The 17,852-nt window shown below is 71.8% G+C and carries 15 protein-coding genes; 3 read left to right on the forward strand and 12 right to left on the reverse strand.

Annotation, left to right across the window (positions count from 1 at the left end; all coding sequences use genetic code 11):
• Window positions 1-293: 293 nt before the first annotated feature.
• From AC3CF1_RS05715 to AC3CF1_RS05725, 3 genes are all read left to right on the forward strand, one after another.
• Window positions 294-1,331, forward strand: a complete 1,038-nt coding sequence (locus AC3CF1_RS05715; RefSeq protein ID WP_210790130.1) for a LacI family DNA-binding transcriptional regulator — start codon at window positions 294-296, stop codon at window positions 1,329-1,331.
• Window positions 1,332-1,353: 22 nt separating this feature from the next.
• Window positions 1,354-2,343, forward strand: coding sequence for an acetylxylan esterase (locus AC3CF1_RS05720; protein WP_488449738.1), 990 nt, complete (start codon window positions 1,354-1,356; stop codon window positions 2,341-2,343).
• 295 nt (window positions 2,344-2,638) lie between these two features.
• Window positions 2,639-3,778: a cellulose binding domain-containing protein gene (locus AC3CF1_RS05725; protein ID WP_488449739.1), complete on the forward strand. Its 1,140-nt coding sequence runs from the start codon at window positions 2,639-2,641 to the stop codon at window positions 3,776-3,778.
• A 206-nt stretch (window positions 3,779-3,984) separates the two neighbouring features.
• Here the strand turns inward: AC3CF1_RS05725 and AC3CF1_RS05730 are convergent, their stop codons facing one another.
• The 12 genes from AC3CF1_RS05730 to AC3CF1_RS05785 form a co-directional block, all read right to left on the reverse strand.
• Window positions 3,985-5,352 carry a glycoside hydrolase family 10 protein gene (locus tag AC3CF1_RS05730; protein WP_088948633.1) on the reverse strand — a complete coding sequence of 456 codons (1,368 nt, stop codon included), beginning with the start codon at window positions 5,350-5,352 and terminating at the stop codon, window positions 3,985-3,987.
• 376 nt (window positions 5,353-5,728) lie between these two features.
• On the reverse strand, window positions 5,729-6,193 hold the full coding sequence (locus AC3CF1_RS05735; protein WP_328382371.1) for a MaoC family dehydratase: 465 nt from the start codon (window positions 6,191-6,193) through the stop codon (window positions 5,729-5,731).
• A 17-nt stretch (window positions 6,194-6,210) separates the two neighbouring features.
• The gene (locus AC3CF1_RS05740) at window positions 6,211-7,359 is read right to left on the reverse strand and encodes an acyl-CoA dehydrogenase family protein (protein ID WP_425887043.1); all 1,149 of its coding nucleotides are present in this window, start codon (window positions 7,357-7,359) and stop codon (window positions 6,211-6,213) included.
• Window positions 7,360-7,405: 46 nt separating this feature from the next.
• Window positions 7,406-10,228, reverse strand: a complete 2,823-nt coding sequence (locus AC3CF1_RS05745; protein WP_488449740.1) for an AAA family ATPase — start codon at window positions 10,226-10,228, stop codon at window positions 7,406-7,408.
• A 64-nt stretch (window positions 10,229-10,292) separates the two neighbouring features.
• Window positions 10,293-10,904 (reverse strand): TetR/AcrR family transcriptional regulator, encoded by a 612-nt coding sequence (locus tag AC3CF1_RS05750; RefSeq protein ID WP_088948637.1) that lies wholly within the window; start codon window positions 10,902-10,904, stop codon window positions 10,293-10,295.
• Window positions 10,905-10,998: 94 nt separating this feature from the next.
• The gene (locus AC3CF1_RS05755; protein WP_488449741.1) at window positions 10,999-11,766 is read right to left on the reverse strand and encodes an SDR family oxidoreductase; all 768 of its coding nucleotides are present in this window, start codon (window positions 11,764-11,766) and stop codon (window positions 10,999-11,001) included.
• 145 nt (window positions 11,767-11,911) lie between these two features.
• A complete protein-coding gene (locus AC3CF1_RS05760) occupies window positions 11,912-13,198 on the reverse strand; it encodes an ABC transporter substrate-binding protein (protein WP_088951818.1) in 1,287 nt (428 codons plus the stop codon).
• 83 nt (window positions 13,199-13,281) lie between these two features.
• Window positions 13,282-14,379 (reverse strand): branched-chain amino acid ABC transporter permease, encoded by a 1,098-nt coding sequence (locus tag AC3CF1_RS05765; RefSeq protein ID WP_488449742.1) that lies wholly within the window; start codon window positions 14,377-14,379, stop codon window positions 13,282-13,284.
• Window positions 14,376-15,254 (reverse strand): branched-chain amino acid ABC transporter permease, encoded by an 879-nt coding sequence (locus AC3CF1_RS05770; RefSeq protein ID WP_088948640.1) that lies wholly within the window; start codon window positions 15,252-15,254, stop codon window positions 14,376-14,378. Before AC3CF1_RS05770 ends, AC3CF1_RS05765 begins: the two co-directional genes overlap by 4 nt.
• Window positions 15,255-15,284: 30 nt before the next feature.
• Window positions 15,285-16,016, reverse strand: a complete 732-nt coding sequence (locus AC3CF1_RS05775) for an ABC transporter ATP-binding protein (protein WP_231927426.1) — start codon at window positions 16,014-16,016, stop codon at window positions 15,285-15,287.
• The gene (locus AC3CF1_RS05780; RefSeq protein WP_088948641.1) at window positions 16,013-16,798 is read right to left on the reverse strand and encodes an ABC transporter ATP-binding protein; all 786 of its coding nucleotides are present in this window, start codon (window positions 16,796-16,798) and stop codon (window positions 16,013-16,015) included. The genes AC3CF1_RS05775 and AC3CF1_RS05780 overlap by 4 nt, the downstream gene beginning before the upstream one ends.
• 136 nt (window positions 16,799-16,934) lie before the next feature.
• The gene (locus AC3CF1_RS05785; RefSeq protein WP_354980723.1) at window positions 16,935-17,834 is read right to left on the reverse strand and encodes an alpha/beta hydrolase family protein; all 900 of its coding nucleotides are present in this window, start codon (window positions 17,832-17,834) and stop codon (window positions 16,935-16,937) included.
• Window positions 17,835-17,852 lie beyond the last annotated feature (18 nt).

The raw sequence follows: 17,852 nt of genomic DNA on the forward strand, positions 1-17,852 counted from the left end.
GTCCCCGTGCCCTCGTGGAACCCGTTCCGTGGCGGACATTTTCACGATCCGAAACTTTCCGGAAATCCGCGCAACCTTTTCGGCAACCTAAGGTCCCCATCGATGTGTGTCAAGAGTCTCAATCGGACGTCCGACGGCCGCATTCTGCACACAGTGACTCTGCAGACAGCACTCCGTGGCGCACGCGCCCCGTACGGGCCCACCTACGGCCGGACCGACTGTCGCACCGGCTGGTGTGGCCGACTGATCGTGTTAAGGTCTGCCGAAACTTTCGGATGCTGCTTGAGGTCGCGATGACAGAGCACCGCCCGCTCGACCCACCCGCCTCCACCACCATCGCGACCATCGCCAACGATGTCGGCGTCTCGGTCGCGACGGTGTCCAAGGTCCTCAACGGACGCGGCGATGTCGCTCCCGGCACCAGAGCCCGCGTGGAGGCGAGTCTCGACCGCCACCAGTACCAGCGCCGCGCCCGCCGGCCCTCGCCCGGCGGAGGACGCATCGAACTCGTCTTTCACGAGTTCGACACGGGATGGGCGATGGAGATCCTGCGAGGCGTGGAGGCGGTGACCACCGCGGCCGGCATCGGGTTGTCGGTCGCCCAACTCGACGGCGCGCACCGCCCGCCGGCCCGATGGCTGGAGGCGCTGCTCGCCGACCGGCCGTTGGGCGTGGTGTTCGTCCTCTCCCACCTGGCCGAGGCGCAACAACAGCACCTGCGGCGCCAGGGCATACCGTTCGTCGTCGTCGACACCGACAGCGCGACCTCGGCCTCCGTGCCCACCGTCGGCTCGAACAACTGGAACGGCGGCCTGCTCGCCGCCCGGCACCTGCTGGATCTGGGCCACCGACGGATCGCCATCATCTCCGGGCCACCCGACGTGCTCTGCAGCCGCGCCCGCGCCGCCGGCTTCCAGTCGGCCCACGAGGAGGCCGGGATAACGGTCGACCGCGAGCTGGTCCGCTACGGCAGTTTCTCCGCCGGCGCCGGGCACGCCCACGGGCTGCAACTGCTACGCCAGCCGTCCCGACCGACGGCGATCTTCGCCGGGTCGGACATCCAGGCCATGGGGGTGCTCCGGGCCGCACGCCAGTGCGGCCTCCGAGTGCCCGAGGACCTTTCGGTGATCGGGTACGACAATCTGCCCGTCTCCGCCTGGACCGACCCGGCTCTCACCACGATCAACCAGCCGTTGCGCGACATGGCTGGCATCGCCACCCAGATGTTGCTCGACCTGACCCGGGGCAACGAGCCAGCGACCAGCCGGATCGACCTGGTGACCGAGTTGGTCGTCCGGGAGAGCACCGCACCCCCCGCCGACCCGCACTGATCCCGGCCCCCTGCGAGGACCCGTGTCTGACTCCGCCTTCATCCCCGACGAACTCCAGCGGTACGCCCCCGAGGTCGCCGAACCCGACGACTTCGACAGGTTCTGGCGGGACACGCTCGCCGAGGCGGCTGCCCGACCGGTGCTCGTCGACGTCCGGCCGGAGCCCACCGACCTGCGACTGCTCGACTCGTGGGACGTCACGTTCGCGGGCTTCGGCGGTGACCCCGTACGGGCCTGGTACACCCGCCCGGCCGGTCGACCCGAGCCGCTGCCCACCGTGGTCGAGTACGCCGGGTACGGCCGCGGCCGTGGCCTGCCGCACGAGCGGCTGACCTGGCCGGTGGCCGGCTACGCGCACCTGCTGATGGACAACCGGGGTCAGGCGGGTCAGTACGGGGCCGGGGACACCCCCGACCCGCACGGCGCGCCGGGCGGACCCTCGCCGGTCACCTGGGGCATCCACGACCCGCGTGACTACCACTTCCGCCGTCTGATCACCGACGCGGTGCGGGCGGTCGAGGCGGTCCGCGCCCTGCCGGGGGTCGACGTCGACCGGGTCACCGTGGTCGGCAACAGCCAGGGCGGCGGTCTGGCCCTGGCGGTGGCCGGTCTCGTCGCCGACCTGAGCGCGGTGCTGACCACCGCGCCGTTCCTCTGCGACATGCGACGGGCCGTCCAGCTCAGCGAACCCGCGCCGTACGGCGAGATCGCGCGTTACCTGGCCGTGCAGCGGGAGGCCGAGGAGTCCGTGTGGCGCACCCTGTCCTACGTCGACGGTGTGAACTTCGCACGACGCGCGACGGCGCCGGCGCACTTCGGGGTGGGCCAGCGTGACACCGTCTGCCCGCCGCGCACGGCATTTGCCGCCTACAACCACTACGGCGCCGGCAACGGGAGGCCGATCCGGCCGGAGCGGGAGATGCACGTCTACCCGTTCAACGGCCACGAGGGCGGCGAGGCCGTCCACGTCCGGCGGCAGCTGCGCTGGCTCGACTCGGTGCTCCAACCCTGACAGGTGGCGCGGCTCACCGCTGAGTCATAGTCGAGCGTTGATGCATTGCCGATGTTGACGCATTGCCGATGTTAGCGATAACACGCTATGGTGCGTCGGGCGGAGTGCAGGGCACACTCCCGCCCACGGCCCATCGCGCCAGATCCTCGACGGCCGGTGCCAGGTTCACCGCCACGACCACCAGTGAAGATGTCCGGGTTCCGGTCGTTGCGCGCACCCCCACCTCCGCGTACCGCGTCGTGGCGGCAGCCGTCCCTCGGTGGCCGCCGCCGCGTACACCCACCAGGAGCAGCCCATGAACAGTTCGACCCTCGACCGTCCCGTCCCTCCCTCACCCGCCACCAGCGCGACGACGTCGCGACCCCGCCGGGCTCGCCGGTGGTGGGCCGTCCTGGCCGCCGTCGCCGCCATGGTCGCCGCCGTGCCGATCGCGACCACCCCCGCGAGCGCGGAGTCCAACGGCGGCGTACGCGTGATGCCCCTCGGCGACTCGATCACCGACGGGTTCAACGTTCCCGGCGGTTACCGGATCGAGCTCTGGCAACGGTTCACGACCGGCGGCTACCGCGTCGACTTCGTCGGCTCCCAGTTCAACGGTCCCGCCAGCCTCGGCGACCACGACCACCAGGGCCATTCCGGCTGGACGATCGCGCAGATCGACACCAACGTCGTCAACTGGTTGCGGGCCACGAATCCCCGGACCGTGCTGCTGCACATCGGCACCAACGACATGTACGGCGACACGTCGGGCGTCCCGGGCCGGCTTGCCGCACTGGTCGACAAGATCACCAACAACGCACCGAACGCGGACGTGTTCGTCGCGACGATCGTCCCGAAGTCCGGCGCGGACAACCAGGTCCGGGCGTACAACGCCACGATTCCCGGGATCGTGCAGACCCGGGCCGCCGCCGGGAAGCGCGTCCACCTGGTGGACATGTACCGCGCGTTGACGCTCAGCGACCTGGCCGACGGCGTGCACCCCAACGCCACGGGCTACCGCAAGATGGCCGCGGCCTGGTACGACGCGCTGCGGACCGTGCCCGGCAGCATCGGGGGCGACACACCTCCGACCACCACGCCTCCGACCACCACCCCACCGACAACGCCGCCCGCGTCGGACGGCTGCCGTGTCGCCTACACGGTCAACGCGTGGAACAACGGTCTCACCGCGTCCATCTCCGTGACCAACACGAGCAGCACGCCGGTCAACGGCTGGGCTCTGGCGTTCACGCTCCCGGGCGGGCAGAGCATCACCAGCGGTTGGAACGCCAGCTTCGCCCCGTCCAGCGGAGCGGTCACCGCCCGCAACGTCTCCTACAACGCGACGATCGCGCCGAACACCTCGGTCGACGTCGGTTTCCAGGCGACCCACACGGGCAACGCCGGCCGACCGTCCGCGTTCACCCTCAACGGCACGGCCTGCGCGACCGTCTGACACCACCCGTCGCGGGGCCGGGCAGCCCAGGTTCGGCACCGCGATGGGGAGCGCCCGCCATCGCCGACCCCTGGCGGGCGCTCCCCCGTCGCGAGGCCGACTCTCTCGTCCACGTCGCCGGAGCTGGATGTCACCGCTGCCTGCGGGTGCACAGACGACGGGGCGGCGACGGGATCCGTCGCCGCCCCATCAGCGTGTGGTGGTGCTCAGGAGACGGTGCAGGAGCGCACCACTGGACGGGTCCAGGTGCCGTTGGCCATTGTGGTGAAGCCGAAGACGTTGCCGCTGCCGTTCGACCGCATGGTCATGACGTTCCCGCTGCTGTCCCAGGTCGGGGTGCCGTTCCAGGTGTTGGAGACCTTCTGCGGCGGGGTGACGGCGACCACGACGGTCCAGTTGCTCGCCCCGCTGACGGTCACCTGGCTGTTGAACCGGTCGCCCCATCGAGTGCTGTCCTGCAGCGTCGCGGTGCAACTGCCGCTGGGCGGAGTCGTCGGGGGGGTGGTGGGCGGAGTGGTGGGCGGGTCGGTCGGCGTGGTGCCATTGTTCAACGCCGCCAGCACAGCGTCGTACGCCGCCTTCTTCTGACCGCTGCTGTTGAACAGCAACGGCGTCTGCGACGCCCGCCACGAGTCACTGTCCCGGATGCCCCACACCGTGACGCCGTTGCAGCGGGCCACGGCCAGGCAGTCCTCCACCACGCTGCGGTAGGTGGCCGCCGGGGCACCCTGGATGTCCAGTTCGGTGACCTGAACGTCCACGCCCAGTGCCGCGAAGCTCGACAGCGTGGTGCGGTAGTTGCTCACGTACGGCGAGTCGTTGTTGAAGTGCGACTGGAAACCGACGCAGTCGATCGGCACACCGCGAGACTTGAAGTCGCGGACCATGTTGTACACAGCCTGCGTCTTGGCGTGCGTCCAGTTGTCGGTGTTGTAGTCGTTGTAACAGAGCTTCGCACCCGGATCAGCCGCACGCGCGGCCCGGAACGCCGCCTCGATCCAGTCGTTGCCCGTGCGCTGGAGGTTCGAGTTACGACGCGCACCGGAGGTGCCGTCCTCGAACGCCTCGTTCACCACGTCCCACGCCACGACCTGACCACGGAAATGCGTGGCCACCTGCGTCACGTGGTTGAGCATCGCCGACCGCAGCGCGCTGCCACTCATGCTCTCCATCCACGGCGGCTGCTGCGAGTGCCACGCCAGGGTGTGACCCCGCACGCTCATCCCCCGGCTCCGCGCGTGGTTCACGATCTGCTCCGCGGCGCCGTAACTGAACCGACCCTGCTGCGGCTCCGTCGCGTCGATCTTCATCTCGTTCTCGGGCGTCACCGAATTGAACTCTCGGTTGAGGATCGTCGTGTAGTTGCCATCCGACAACCTGCTCGCCGCCACCGCCGTACCGAAATACCGGCCCTTCTCCGCGGCAGAAGCGCCGAGGGTCGTCCCGGCGCTCGCCGTGCCGGGCAGGAACGCGGCGCTCGTGGCGGCGAGCAGAGCCGCGGCGGCGAGAACGATCGCCGTACGCGCTCGGGGGCCCGTCCGTGGACGGGTGTCCCCCTGGCACCTTTCGGTCATGTCTCTTCCTTCCGTGGGGCCCGGGGCGGGGCAACTGACGCACCGCTCCGGCGGTGGTGGGTGCCGGGTCGGGACCGCGCACGGAAAAGGCGTCCGGGAAGAGGCGCCAACCCTCGGTCATCGACTCCGGTGGATGAGGAGTATGTCAGCGCCGTTCATCGACGAGCAAGAATTTCCGGAAGTTTAACGAGACGTGGACCGCCCCGGTCAGCACACCAAGAGACTGCTGCCCAGGTGGCGCCCCATGCCGCAGCACGGTGAGGTCGTGGTGCATCGACCCCGGAGGGAGCGAGAGGAACCCGCCGCCGCAAGTTCCGGAACTTCTTCCGCAACGCCCACCCGCCGTACGGGGCAGAGCGACGTGCCCGCTAGATGATCACCGACCGGTGGCGGGGTAGAGCCGGCTCACGGTCTCGGCCACGCAGACGGGCTTGCCGCCGGTGTCGCTCTCCACGGTGACCGTCGCGACCATCTGCACACCGCCGCTGACCGGCGACACCTCGGCGATGACGACGGTGGCGCGCACGGCGGCGCCGACCCGGACCGGCGCGGGAAAACGCACCTTGTTCAGCCCGTAGTTGACCCCCATGGCCACCCCCTCGACCCGGTAGAGCCGGCCAGCCAGGGCCGGCAGCAGCGACAGGGTCAGGTAGCCGTGGGCGATCGTGCCGCCGAACGGCCCCGCCGCGGCCCGCTCCGGGTCGAGGTGGATCCACTGGTGGTCGTCGGTGGCGTCGGCGAAGAGGTCGACGCGGCTCTGCTCGATGCGCTGCCACGGGCCGGGCCCGATGGTCTCGCCGACAGCGGCGGCCAGCTCTTCGAACGAGCCGAAGACTCTCATGCCGGATCTCCTTGGAGCTAGAAGGCGTTGACGCCGGTGAGCGCGCGTCCGATGAGGAGTTGCTGGATCTGGCTGGTGCCCTCGTAGAGGGTGGCGACCCGGGCGTCGCGCAGGTACTTGCCGACCGGGTACTCGTCGATGTAGCCGTACCCACCGAAGACCTGGACCGCGTTGTTGGCCGCGCGGACGGCGGCCTCGCTGGCGAAGAGCTTGGCCATCGACGCCTCGGTGGCGAACGGCTGGTCGCGGTCGATCAGGTCGGCCACCTGCCACACCAGCAGCCGGGCGGCGGCGGTGTCGACCGCGATGGCGGCGAGGAGCTGTTGGACCAGCTGGTGCCCGGCGATCGGCTTGCCGAACTGGGTTCGCTGCCCGGCGTAGCCGACCGCCGCGTCGAGGCAGCCCTGGGCGATGCCGACGCACCCGGCGGCCACCGACATCCGTCCCTTGGCGAGGGTCGCCAGGGCCAGCCGAAACCCGCCGCCCTCGGCGCCGAGGCGGGCCGCGTCGGGCACGCGTACCTCGTCGAAGCCCAACTCACCGGTGGCCTGGCCTCGCAGGCCCAGCTTGCCGTGGATCTCGCGTCGGGTCAGCCCCGGGCTGTCGGTGGGCACCAGGAACGCGGTGATGCCCCGGTGCCCGGGACCGCCGGTCCGGGCGAAGACCAGCGCGACGTCGGCGGTGGTGCCGTTGGTGATGAACATCTTCGTGCCCGTGAGCAGCCAGTCGTCGCCGTCGCGGACCGCACGGGTGCGCAGCGCGGCGGCGTCCGAGCCGCTGTCCGGCTCGGTCAGCGCGAAACAGCCGAGGGCGGTGCCGGCGCAGAGCCGGGGCAGCCACTCGGCCCGCTGCTCGGCCGACCCGTGGGCGGCGATGGACTTCGCGACCAGGCCGAGGGAGACCGAGACGATGCCGCGCACCGCCGAGTCGCCCCGGCCGAGCTCCTCCAGGACCAGGCAGTACGCGAGGTGGTCGCCACCGGAGCCGCCGTCGGCCTCGGCGATGGTCAGCCCCAGGAAGCCCAGGTCACCGAGCTTGCCGACGATGGCGGGGTCGACCGACTCACGTCGATCCCAGGCGGCCGCGTGCGGCAACAGCTCCCGGTCGGCGAACTCGGCGGCCAGTTGGCGCACCGCCGCCTGCTCGGCGGAGAGAGTGAGCTCCATGACGCTTAAACTAGCGGTGATAGTTTACCGCGTCCAGACCGGACGATCACCGATCCGAGGCCAGCCCGACCTGCCGCTCGGTGGCGAACGCCCGCGCCAGCTCGGTACGCGAGCGGATGCCCAGCCGGTGGAAGACGTTGCGCAGGTGGTGGTCGACCGTACGGGTGGAGAGGAACATCCGGGCCGCGATCTCACGGTTGGTCGCCCCCTCCGCGACCAGCTCGGCGATCTTCAGTTGCTGGCCGGTCAGCAACCGCGCCGCCGGCAGGTCCGGCGGACCGACCGACTCCCCGGCCGCCCGCAGCTCGGTGGTCGCCTGCTCAGCCCAGCAACTCACCCCGAGCAGCGTGAACATCTCACGGGCCTGGTGCAGGTGCGTACGCGCGTCGCGCGGGCGCCGGCTGCGGCGCAGCTCCTGACCGAAGAGCAGCTCGGTGCGGGCCCGTTCGAACGTGCCGGCCTCCGTCGGGTGCAGCCGCAGCGCCGTCTGGAACTCCTGCTCGGCCTCGGGGCCGCCGCGCGGCGCGAGCAGCGCGTGGCACCGGGCGGACAGGGCCCGGCGCAACGGGCTCGCGGTGCTGCTGGCCCACCTGTCGAACACGGCGAGCGCAGCCGTCGCCGCAGGCCGGCAGGGCAGGTGGGCTGCCGCCTCCACCAGGTAGGGGGTGGCCATCACCTGCACGAGAACCTGACCGCGCCCGGTGCCCAGCCGGGCCAGTGACGCCAGCCGGTTCGCGGCCTCGGCGTGCCGGCCGTCGACCAGGTCGAGCACCGCAAGGGCCCACCCGGCAAACGCGTGCGGACGGCTGCCCGGCGTCGGCGTCTCGCCCATCTCGCGGATGCGCCGCAGGCTGGTGTCCCGGTCGGCCCGCACGGCGGCGAGCACGGCGAGCATGCCGAGGTGGACGTTGGCGCAGTTGGCCTGACCGGTGGCCCGGGCGACCCGCAGCCCGTCGCGGGAGGTTTCCGCCGCCGCCTCGTGCCGGCCCAACCAGTACTCGGCGACCGCCCGCAACTCCAGCGCCCGCGACAGCATGGACAGCTCACCCCGCTCCCGGGCCAGCGCCACGGCGCGATCGGCCAGCCGGTGTGCCGCGCCGTCCACGGCGACCACCAGGCCGGCAGCCGCGGCACAGCTCAACGCGGTGGGGGTCAACGCCGACCCGGTCAGTCGGCCACCCAGCACGACGGCGCGACGCAGTGCGGGGCCGGCCCGCTCGTGGTCGCCCCGCAGGGTCGCCGCCACCCCGCCGACCAGACTGCCCATCAGCTCCATGGATGGAGGATCGTTCGGCCGCCGCAACGCCGACGCCCGGCGGCCGACCTCGGCGTACCGGTACTGGTCACCGGCGAAGCAGACCGCCTCTCCGGCCCGTACGAGCCCGGACATCGCCAGCGCGCGGTCGGTGCCGGCCACCGCTCCGGCCGAGGCCAACAACCTGGCCGACGCCCGAGCGGCGGTGCCGCACCGCAGCTCCAACTCACCGCGCAGCAGGTCGGCGCGACCCCGGACGGCCGGGTCCCGGTAGACCGCGCGGAGACGGTCGAGCAGGAGCCGGGCCACGTCGGGCTGGCCCCCGGTCCAGGCGTAGTGGGCGGCGGTCAGCAGGCGGGCGGCCGACTGGGTCGGCTGGTCGCTGAGGTCGGCGGCCCAGCGCAGCGCCGCCGAGGCGGTGGCCCAACCGTCGGCGCCGCCGGCTGCCGCCGCTTCCAGCTCGTCGGCGAGGGCGGGGTCGGCGCCCGCCGCCGCGGCGGCGAGGTGCATCGCCCGGCGCAGCCGCTGCCCGTCGGCCACCAGCACGCCGGCCAGCAGTCGGTGCGCCGCGCGCCGCTCCGCGAGTGGGGTGCTGGCCGCGATCATCGTGCGCACCAGGGGCTGAGGAAAGGTGACGCCTCGCGGCTCGACGCGGACCAGGCCGGCGACCTCCGCCGGGGCGAGCGCCTCGATCTCGGACCCGGCGACTGCCGCGGCCCGGATCAGGGTGCCCGGCTCGCCGTCCTCGTCGAGCGCCGCGAGCAGCAGCATCCGTCGGGTGTCCGGTGGCAGCCGGTCCAGTCGGGCCCGGTACGCGCGGCCCAGAGCACCGTCCGCCGGTGGCGCGGCGGGTAGCGACTCCTCCCCCCGCCACTGGCCGGGACTGAGCACGTCGACGAGGTCCACCAGGGCCTGCGGGTTGCCGCCGCCGATCGCGGCCAGCGCGGTCACGACCGACTCGGCGGGCCGCTCGGGGAGCCGGTCGACGCTGCCCCGCTCGATCAGCGATCGGAGTCGGTCGGTGAGGACGGCGGCGCTCTCGTGCTCGGTCAGGGCGCGAAGCCGGTGTGCCGGTATCCCGTCGACAGTGGCGGTCACGTCCGCGGTGAGCAGGATGGCGATCGGCAGGTGGCGCAGCCGGCGGGCCACGAAGGCCAGCACCTGGGCGGTCTGCGGGTCACCCCGGTCGACGTCGTCCATCGTGGCGAGCAACGGACGGTCGCGGGCGGCAGCGGTGAGCAACCCGAGCACCGCCATCGACAGCGTCAGCCGGCGGTCGGCCGGGCAGCTCTCGCCGCCCAGCGCGCGCCGCAGCAGTCGACGCTGCTCGTCCGGGAGGACGGTGGCCCGGTCGAGCACGGGGTCGACCAGACGTTGCAGGCCGGCGTACGGCAGGGCGGCCTCCTCGGCTAGCCCGCTCCCGCCGAGCACGGTGCAGCCGTCGGCGTGCCGGTGGGCGTAGCCGACCAGCGCCGTCCGACCCGATCCGGGCTCACCGTGCAGCAGCAGGGCACCGCCGCCGTTGGGCATGCCGTCGAGGAGGCTCCGGACAGACCGGCACTCGTCGTCCCGGCCACGCAGCACGGTTAGTTGCACTCTCGATGCAGTAACCATGCATGTCAGTGTCACTCATCGGAAACCGAATGGAAAGAGGGGGCGATATCGGGCCGGACCGGAGTCAGTCGGCCGCGACCTCCGCCAACAGGGCCCCCACCGTCCGGGTCATCACCGCGCGGGCCTGGTCCACGCCCAGCCCGAGGCCGTAGCGCAGCATCGACCAGGCTGGCCACATGCTCGCGGCGATCAGGGCGTTGAGCAGTTGCTCCCGACCCCGACCAGCCTGGGCCAACTCGGCGGCGAAGAGTTCCTCGACCTCGTCGCGGACCCGGTCGATGTGCTTGAGGCGGTTGCGGTGCAGTTGGTCGGAGACCGGCTCGCGCATCTGCGCGGCACGCGCCGACGGCGTGATGAGCTGGAGCAGCCGGGCCCGTTGCCGGCAGTACGCGTCGACCCGCTTCGCCAGCGGCAACCCGGGCGAGACCGGCCGGTAGGCGGCGTCCTGCTGGCGGAGCACCTCCGCGCCGCTCGCCTCGAAGAGCGTCTCCATGTCCTTGAAGTTGGTCCAGAGCGTCCGCAGCGAGATGCCGGCCCGTTCGGCGATGCGCTCCCCGGTCGGGCGGAGGTCTCCCTCGCCGATGAGCGCGAGATGAGCCTCGACGATGGCCGCGCGGGTGCGCTCCGCCCGGGCGGTACGCCCGTCGACCCGGCTCGCGACCTCGACCCCGTCCATCCGCCCCCGCCCTCTCACCGCCACGGCGCCTCCTGACGCACCGCCGAGTCTAGACAGGCGGTGATCAGCGGTTCCGGGCCGACCGCCGGGGCTGTCATCCGGCTCGACCGGTCAGCGTGACGCCGCCGTCGCAGACGATGGTCTGCCCGGTGATCCAGCTGGCGTCGTCGGAGGCGAGGAAGGCGACCGCGCCAGCCACGTCCTGCGGCAGGCCGAGGCGGCCCAGCGGGTACCGTGCCGCGACCTCGTCCTCGCGCCCCTCGTAGAGCGCGGCGGCGAAGCGGGTCTTCACCACGCCGGGTGCGACGGCGTTGACCCGGACCGTCGGCCCCATCTCCACGGCGAGACTGGCGGTGAGGTGGTTGAGCGCGGCCTTGCTCACCCCGTAGAAGGCGATGCCGGGCGACGGCGTGAGACCGGCGATCGACGAGACGTTGACCACGCAGCCGCCGCGCTCGGTCATGCCGGCGGCGCACACCTCCTGCACCCAGCCGAGTGTGGCGACGACGTTGACGTCCAGGATCTTGCGGGCCGCGGCCGGGTCCAGCCCGATCAGCGGACCGTGCACCGGGTTGATGCCGGTGTTGTTGACCAGCAGGTCCACCGGCCCGAACGCCTCAGTGACCTGGTGCACCGCCTGGGCGCGATGCTCGGGGTCGTCGGAGCGGCCGGGCACGGCGACGGCGTACGCCGACCCGCCCAGGGCGGCGACCGCCTCGGCGAGCGCCTCGGGATGTCGGGCGGTCAGCCCGACCCGGGCGCCTTCGGCGACGAGGCGTTGGGCGATGGCCAGACCGATGCCCCGACTGGCGCCGGTCACGATGGCGACGCGTTCCGCGAGCCGACCCGAATATGCATTCACGGTGCAGATAGTAGGAGGACTGATCGGTGTCGGTCAACGTCCCGGACAGCCGGTCACGAGACCCGGTCACCCGAGCGCGCGCAGCCGTCCGACCGGGCGTGGTCACGCGAGACCACGCCCGGTCGGGCGTCGCTGGTGCGGGTGATCAGGAGACGGTCGGCACCCCGTTCGCCGGCGGCGCGGCCGGGGTGGCGGTGTACTCGTTGACCGGCCCGTCCGCCTCGTCGGTCTCGTACGCGGGCCCGAAGTAGGTCTGCACTCCCCCGGTCACCCGGCTCAGCCGCTGGCCGCCGTAGCCGGAGTGGTCCTTGGCGGAGAAGCGCAGCGGCACCAGCCCGGGGCCCTGGAAACCGCCCTTCTGCACGGCGTCCAGCACCTTCTCCCGGGTGACGTCCTTGCCGGCGGCGAGCAGCACCTGCACGAAGAGGTAGCCGACCGACATGCCGTAGACGGTGTTGCCGTCGAACGGCGCGTCCCCGTTGTGCTCCTTGTTGATCTTCGTGAAGAGCTGCACCCACGGGTTCGCTGTGTCGTTCTGCATCGGCAGGTAGTTGGTGCCGACCATGCCCTCCAGCAGCGGGGCGGCGGCACCGAGCTGCTTGGCCAGGGTCGGGTGGTCGGCGCCGACGTTGGACACCAGCCACTGCGGCTTGAAGCCCAGCCGAGCGGCGGTGCCGACGGACAGCGCGGTGAAGCCGGGCACTGTGGCGAGCACGACGACCTGGCAACCGGCCGCCTTGAACGCGCCGATCTGCGGCGCCACGTTGGTGTTGCTGGTGACGTACGTCTGCTTGACCGCCACGGCCGACGCACCGAGCACCTTCTCCACGCCGGCCAGGCTGTCCCGGCCGAAGTCGTCGTCCTGCCCGAGGAAGCAGACCTTCTGACCGGCCAGGTTCGTCTTCGCGTAGGTGGCGAGGATCTTGCCCTCCACCGTGTAGTCCGGGTTGAACCCGAACGTCCCGGGATACTTGTCCGGCTGGTCCCAGCTGCGGCTGCCGGAGGCGACGAAGAGGTCCGGGACCCGGTTGGTCTTCAGGAAGTCGAGCACGCCACTGTGCGTCGGTGTGCCGAGGCCGTTGAGGATCGCGAAGACCTTGTCCTGGAGGACGAGCTGACGGACCACCTGCTGGGTGTTCGCCGGGTTGTAGCCGTCGTCCATGACCTTGTAGGTGATCTTCCGACCGTGCACACCGCCGTTGGCGTTGACGTAGTCGAAGTACGCCTTCGTCGCCGGGGAGATCTTCGAGTAGCCGGCCGAGGCCGGCCCGGTGAGCGGCATGTGGGTGCCGACGACGATCTCGGTGTCGGTCACGCCCGGCACCGACGCCGCGCCGGGACCGGAGCCGTCGTCACCACTGCAACCAGCGGCGGCGGCCAACAGGGCAATGGTGCTGGCGATCGCGAGACCACGTTGTGCCAAACGGTGCATGGAGAACACCGACCTTTCTCGGTCCGGTTCGGGGGAACGGTGTGTGTGGTGGAACGCCCGGCCGGGGCCGGGCGCGGAGCAGCTCAGGAACGCCGGGCCCGAAGGCGCCGACCAAGACGGGACAGCAGCCCGTGGATGCCACCGGGTGCGGCGATCATGACGACGATCAGGGTGAGGCCGAAGATCGCCAGCGGCAGGTTTCCCTCCAGCCGCTGCGCCACCGCGGGCGAGAGCGTGAGCATCTCGGTCGCGGAGTGGGTGAGGTCGGGCAGCGCGACCAGCAGGACGGCCCCCCAGAGCGCGCCGGTGAGCCGGCCGAGACCGCCGATCACGACGGCCATCAGCAGGAACAGCGACAGGGTCAACGAGAACGCCCCGGGCGAGACGCTCTGCGCGAGCACCGCCAGCAACGCCCCGCCGAGCCCGGCGGTGGCGGCACTGACCACGAATGCGAGGACCTGGGTGCGGGCCACATGGATGCCGGCGAGGCGGGCCGCCACCTCGTCGTCCCGGACCGCTCGGAAGGTGCGCCCGTACCGGCTGCGAATGAGGTTGGCCAGCAGCAGCAGGGCGAGCAGGGTGGCCGCGCCGGTGAGCCAGAGCTGCCACCGCTCATAGGGGAAGTACGCGCCGAGCGACATCGGCGGCGGCTCCACCGGCACCGACAGCCCCTGCTCGCCGTTGAAGACGCCGTCGAAGGTGACGGCCAACGCCGGCACGACGACGGCCACCGCCAGGGTGACCCCGGCCAGGTAGGGACCACGCAGCCGGGCCGCCGCCACGCCGACGACCGCGCCGATCGCGACCGTGCTGACGATCGCCGCGACCAGCGAGAGCGGCAACAGCCAGCCGCCGGTCATCCCCCGCTCGGCGAACGCGTTCTGGCACAGCGCGACGGTGTACGCCCCGGTGGCCATCAACGCGCCGTGCCCGAGCGACAGTTGACCGTTGAGGCCGGTGAGGACGGTCAGCCCGGCGGTCGCACAGAGGTAGGCCGCCACGGTGGCGAGCTGGAAGTTGCGGAACGGCTCGACGGCGTAGCTGACCCCGACCAGCAGGAGCCCGACGACGAGCACGATCGCGAGGTGGCGCAGCAGTGTCGAGCCGCGTCGCCGGTCGACGGGTCGGCCCTTGTCGACGAGCTGCTGTGTCGGCGGCAGGGCCGCCCTCGTGGCGCTCACACCCGCCTCGCCGCGACCGGGGCGAACAGCCCACCGGGCCGGACCAGCAGCACCGCCAGCAGCAGGACCAGCACCGCGAGCGGCGTGAGGTCACTGCCGGCGTAACCGCTCACGTAGGAGAGCAACAGACCCACCACCAGGCCACCGACCACCGCCCCCGGTGGGCTGTCCAGCCCACCGACCACCGCCGCGGTGAACGCGGAGACGAACACCAGGTCCATCGCGTGCGGGTGCAGGCCCAGCTCGGTCGGGATGACCAGCATGGCGGCCAGCGCGCCCACCCCGGAGGCGAGCGCCCACCCGAGGGTCAACATGCCACCGACGTTGACCCCGAGCAGCCGGGACACCTCGGGGGCGAAGGCCGCCGCGCGCATCCGCAACCCCACCGGGGTACGGGCGAACATCCAGGCCAGCCCGCTGACCACCACCACGATGGTGGCGAAGACGAACAGGTCGTACGGCGACAGCACGGCCACCCCGCCCACGGTGAGAGCGGACCGACTGAACGGCGCCTCGGCGGGGCGGAACTCGTTGCCGTACACGATGCCCAGCACTGCCTGGATCAACAGCACCAGACCGAGCGCGACGATCACGGGGTTGAGGTGTGAGGTGTGGTCGACGTGCCGCATGACGACGCGGTCCACCAGCGCACCGAGCAACAGGCCGGCGACGATCGCGACCGCGAAGCCCAACCAGTAGGAACCGGTCGCGGCGGAGACGGTGTAGGCGACGTACGCGGCGGCGACGGCCATCGCGCCCTGGGCGAAGTTGACGACCCGCGCCGCCCGCCAGATGAGCACCAGGGCCAGCGCGAACGCGGCGTACACCGCGCCTCGGGACAGGCCGTCGATGGTGAGGAAGACGAAGCGGTCCAACAGTCCTCCCTCCGGGGGACGAGGTGGTGGTCAGAAACCGAGGTACGCGTGGCGCAGGTCGACGTCGTCACGCAGCTTCGCCGCCGGGGCGGCGATCACCACCCGGCCGAGGGACATCACGACGCCCTGGTCGGCGACGGCGAGCGCGCTGCGGACGTTCTGCTCGACCAGCAGCACGGTCAGGCCGGTGCGGTCGCGTAGCTGACGGAGCAGTGCCATGGTCCGGGCGACGACCCGCGGCGCCAGGCCGAGCGACGGCTCGTCGAGCAGCAGCAGCCGGGGCCGGCCGACGAGGGCCCGACCGAGCGCGAGCATCTGCCGTTCACCGCCGGAGAGCTGGTGGCCGAGGTGCTTGCGACGCCGGGCCAGGGGCTCGAAGAGCTCGTAGACCTCGTCGAGGGCGCGCCCGGCGTCGGCCCGGTCGCGTCGCCACAACCCGCCGAGGCGCAGGTTCTCGTCGACCGTCAGTTCGCTGATCACGCCCCGTCCCTCCGGCACGTGCGCCATGCCGCGTCGGACGAGCTGCTCCACAGGCGTGCCGCGCAGGTCCTCCCCGGCGAGGAGCACCTGGCCGGCGACCGGGCGGATCATGCCGGAGAGCGCGCGCAGCAGTGTGGTCTTGCCTGCGCCGTTGGCGCCGACGACCGCGGCGATCGTGCCAGCCGGGACGGTGAGGTCGATGGCCTGCAACACGGGCGCGGCACCGTAACCGGCCACCAGCCCCCGCACCACGAGCAGGTCAGGTGTGCTGTCCGCGCTCACGGATAGGCCTCCTCGACGGCGGCGCCGAGGTAGGCGTCCGTCACCGCCGGGTCGTCGCGGATCTCGTCGGGGGTGCCGGCGGCGATCACCCGGCCGAAGTCGAGCACCACGAGCTCGTCGCAGACCGCCATCACCAGGTCCATGTGGTGCTCGACCAGCAGCACCGCACACGGGTTGTCGTCGCGCCGGGGCAGCTGCCGGACCAGCTCGGCCAGCTCGGCGATGTCGTCGGCACCGAGGCCACCGGCGGGTTCGTCGAGCAGCAGCAGCCGGGGTCGCGCGGCGAGCGCACGGGCCAGGGCGACCCGCTGACGTACGGCGAAGGGCAGTGTGGTCGGTGCGGCCTCGGCGTGCCCGGCGATCCCGAGGTCGTCGAGGATGTCCAGGGCGTCGCGGCGCAGTCGACGCTCGTCGCGGTCGCTGGCCGGCAGCCCGAGCAGCGCCGGGACGAAGCCCGCCCGGGCGGTGTGGGAGGCGCCGGTCATCACGTTCTCCAGCACGGTCAGACCGGCGAAGAGCCCAGTCCCCTGGAGGGTTCGGGCAATGCCGAGCCGGGTCAGCCGGTGCGGCCGTGGCCGCAGCGGTCGACCGTCGAGGGTGAGCGAACCCGTCTCCGGTGCGACGAAGCCGCAGATCACGTTGAACAAGGTGGTCTTGCCGGCGCCGTTGGGCCCGATGACGCCCACCACCCGGTTGGGTGGCACGCGCAGTGAGACGTCGTCGAGGGCGGTGAGGCCGCCGAAACGGACGCCGATGTGGTGCAGTTCGAGGCCGCGCTCCATCACCCATCCCTCTGTCGTGGCGGGTGTTTATTTACACTCGCAGTGTACGTTTCTCGGGTATCGCGTCAAGACCTTCAATACCCGGCCCCACACGCGGACGGGGCGGTCGCCACCGGCGACCGCCCCGCGACCACGGTCAGGCGCTGGGACAGGTGTTGCGGTACTCCTGGATCTGCGAACCGCTCGGGCCGGGGCACAGGAACTGCTCGTAGCGGGTGTCGTCGTCGACGAACCGCTTCAACCAGGCCACCATCTGCCGGGCGGTCGGCGTGTTCGTCGTCTGCGGGAAGAAGTGGCTCGCCCCGTTCAGCTCCAGGTACGCCTTCTCGGCGGAGGCCGGGATGCTGTTGTAGAAGGGCACCGAGTGCGACGAGACCGGAGCGACGGTGTCGCTCTCCCCGCCGATGATCAGCGTGGGCACCCGCAGCTCGGACCAGCTCTTGTCCGAGTTCCACGGCGCGAGCGGCACCGCGGCCTGCAACGACGGCCGCGACGAGGCCGCCTCCAGGCTGCCCCCGCCACCCATGGAGTGACCGGCCACCGCGAGTCGACTGCTGTCGATCCGGGTACGCACCGAGCTGCGCTCAGTGAGGTAGTCCAGCGCGGCGAGGAGCTGCCGACCCCGGCTGTCCGGCTGGTCCAGCCGGCTGTTGGTCTCGATGCCGATCACCACGAACCCGTGCGAGGCGAGTCGCGGCCCGAGCCAGCTGATGCTGGACCATGCGGCGGTGAAACCGGGCGAGATGGCGATGGCCCCGAAGGTGCCCTCGCTGGTGCTGGTCGGGTAGTAGATCACGCCGCCGCCGAAGCCGGTGACACTCAGCGAGGACACGCTCTGTGAGGCGGTGGCGAACGGACCGCGACTGGCCTCCAGGATCGCGGTGGTGGGGGCGGGGCCCCGCTCGTACGGGCTCGCGGCCTGGGCGGCGCCGGACGATCCGGCCAGGACGCCGCCGGCGGCCAGGACGGCGGCCAGCGCGAACCGGGTCGCTCGGGCGGCGACGGAACGGGGACGGGTGGTGGTTGGTGACGACACGTCGGGCACTCCCTAGAG

The sequence above is a fragment of the Micromonospora sp. MGP-C2 genome, from assembly GCF_057766525.1.

What these genes read in the sequence shown, in the direction of transcription:
- AC3CF1_RS05745 (WP_488449740.1), bottom strand. Translation starts at nt 10,228, where the DNA reads ATGGTTACTGCATCGAGAGTGCAACTAACCGTGCTGCGTGGCCGGGAC.
- AC3CF1_RS05735 (WP_328382371.1), bottom strand. Translation starts at nt 6,193, where the DNA reads ATGAGAGTCTTCGGCTCGTTCGAAGAGCTGGCCGCCGCTGTCGGCGAG.
- AC3CF1_RS05715 (WP_210790130.1), top strand. Translation starts at nt 294, where the DNA reads ATGACAGAGCACCGCCCGCTCGACCCACCCGCCTCCACCACCATCGCG.
- AC3CF1_RS05740 (WP_425887043.1), bottom strand. Translation starts at nt 7,359, where the DNA reads ATGGAGCTCACTCTCTCCGCCGAGCAGGCGGCGGTGCGCCAACTGGCC.
- AC3CF1_RS05760 (WP_088951818.1), bottom strand. Translation starts at nt 13,198, where the DNA reads ATGCACCGTTTGGCACAACGTGGTCTCGCGATCGCCAGCACCATTGCC.
- AC3CF1_RS05730 (WP_088948633.1), bottom strand. Translation starts at nt 5,352, where the DNA reads ATGACCGAAAGGTGCCAGGGGGACACCCGTCCACGGACGGGCCCCCGA.
- AC3CF1_RS05780 (WP_088948641.1), bottom strand. Translation starts at nt 16,798, where the DNA reads ATGGAGCGCGGCCTCGAACTGCACCACATCGGCGTCCGTTTCGGCGGC.
- AC3CF1_RS05750 (WP_088948637.1), bottom strand. Translation starts at nt 10,904, where the DNA reads ATGGACGGGGTCGAGGTCGCGAGCCGGGTCGACGGGCGTACCGCCCGG.
- AC3CF1_RS05725 (WP_488449739.1), top strand. Translation starts at nt 2,639, where the DNA reads ATGAACAGTTCGACCCTCGACCGTCCCGTCCCTCCCTCACCCGCCACC.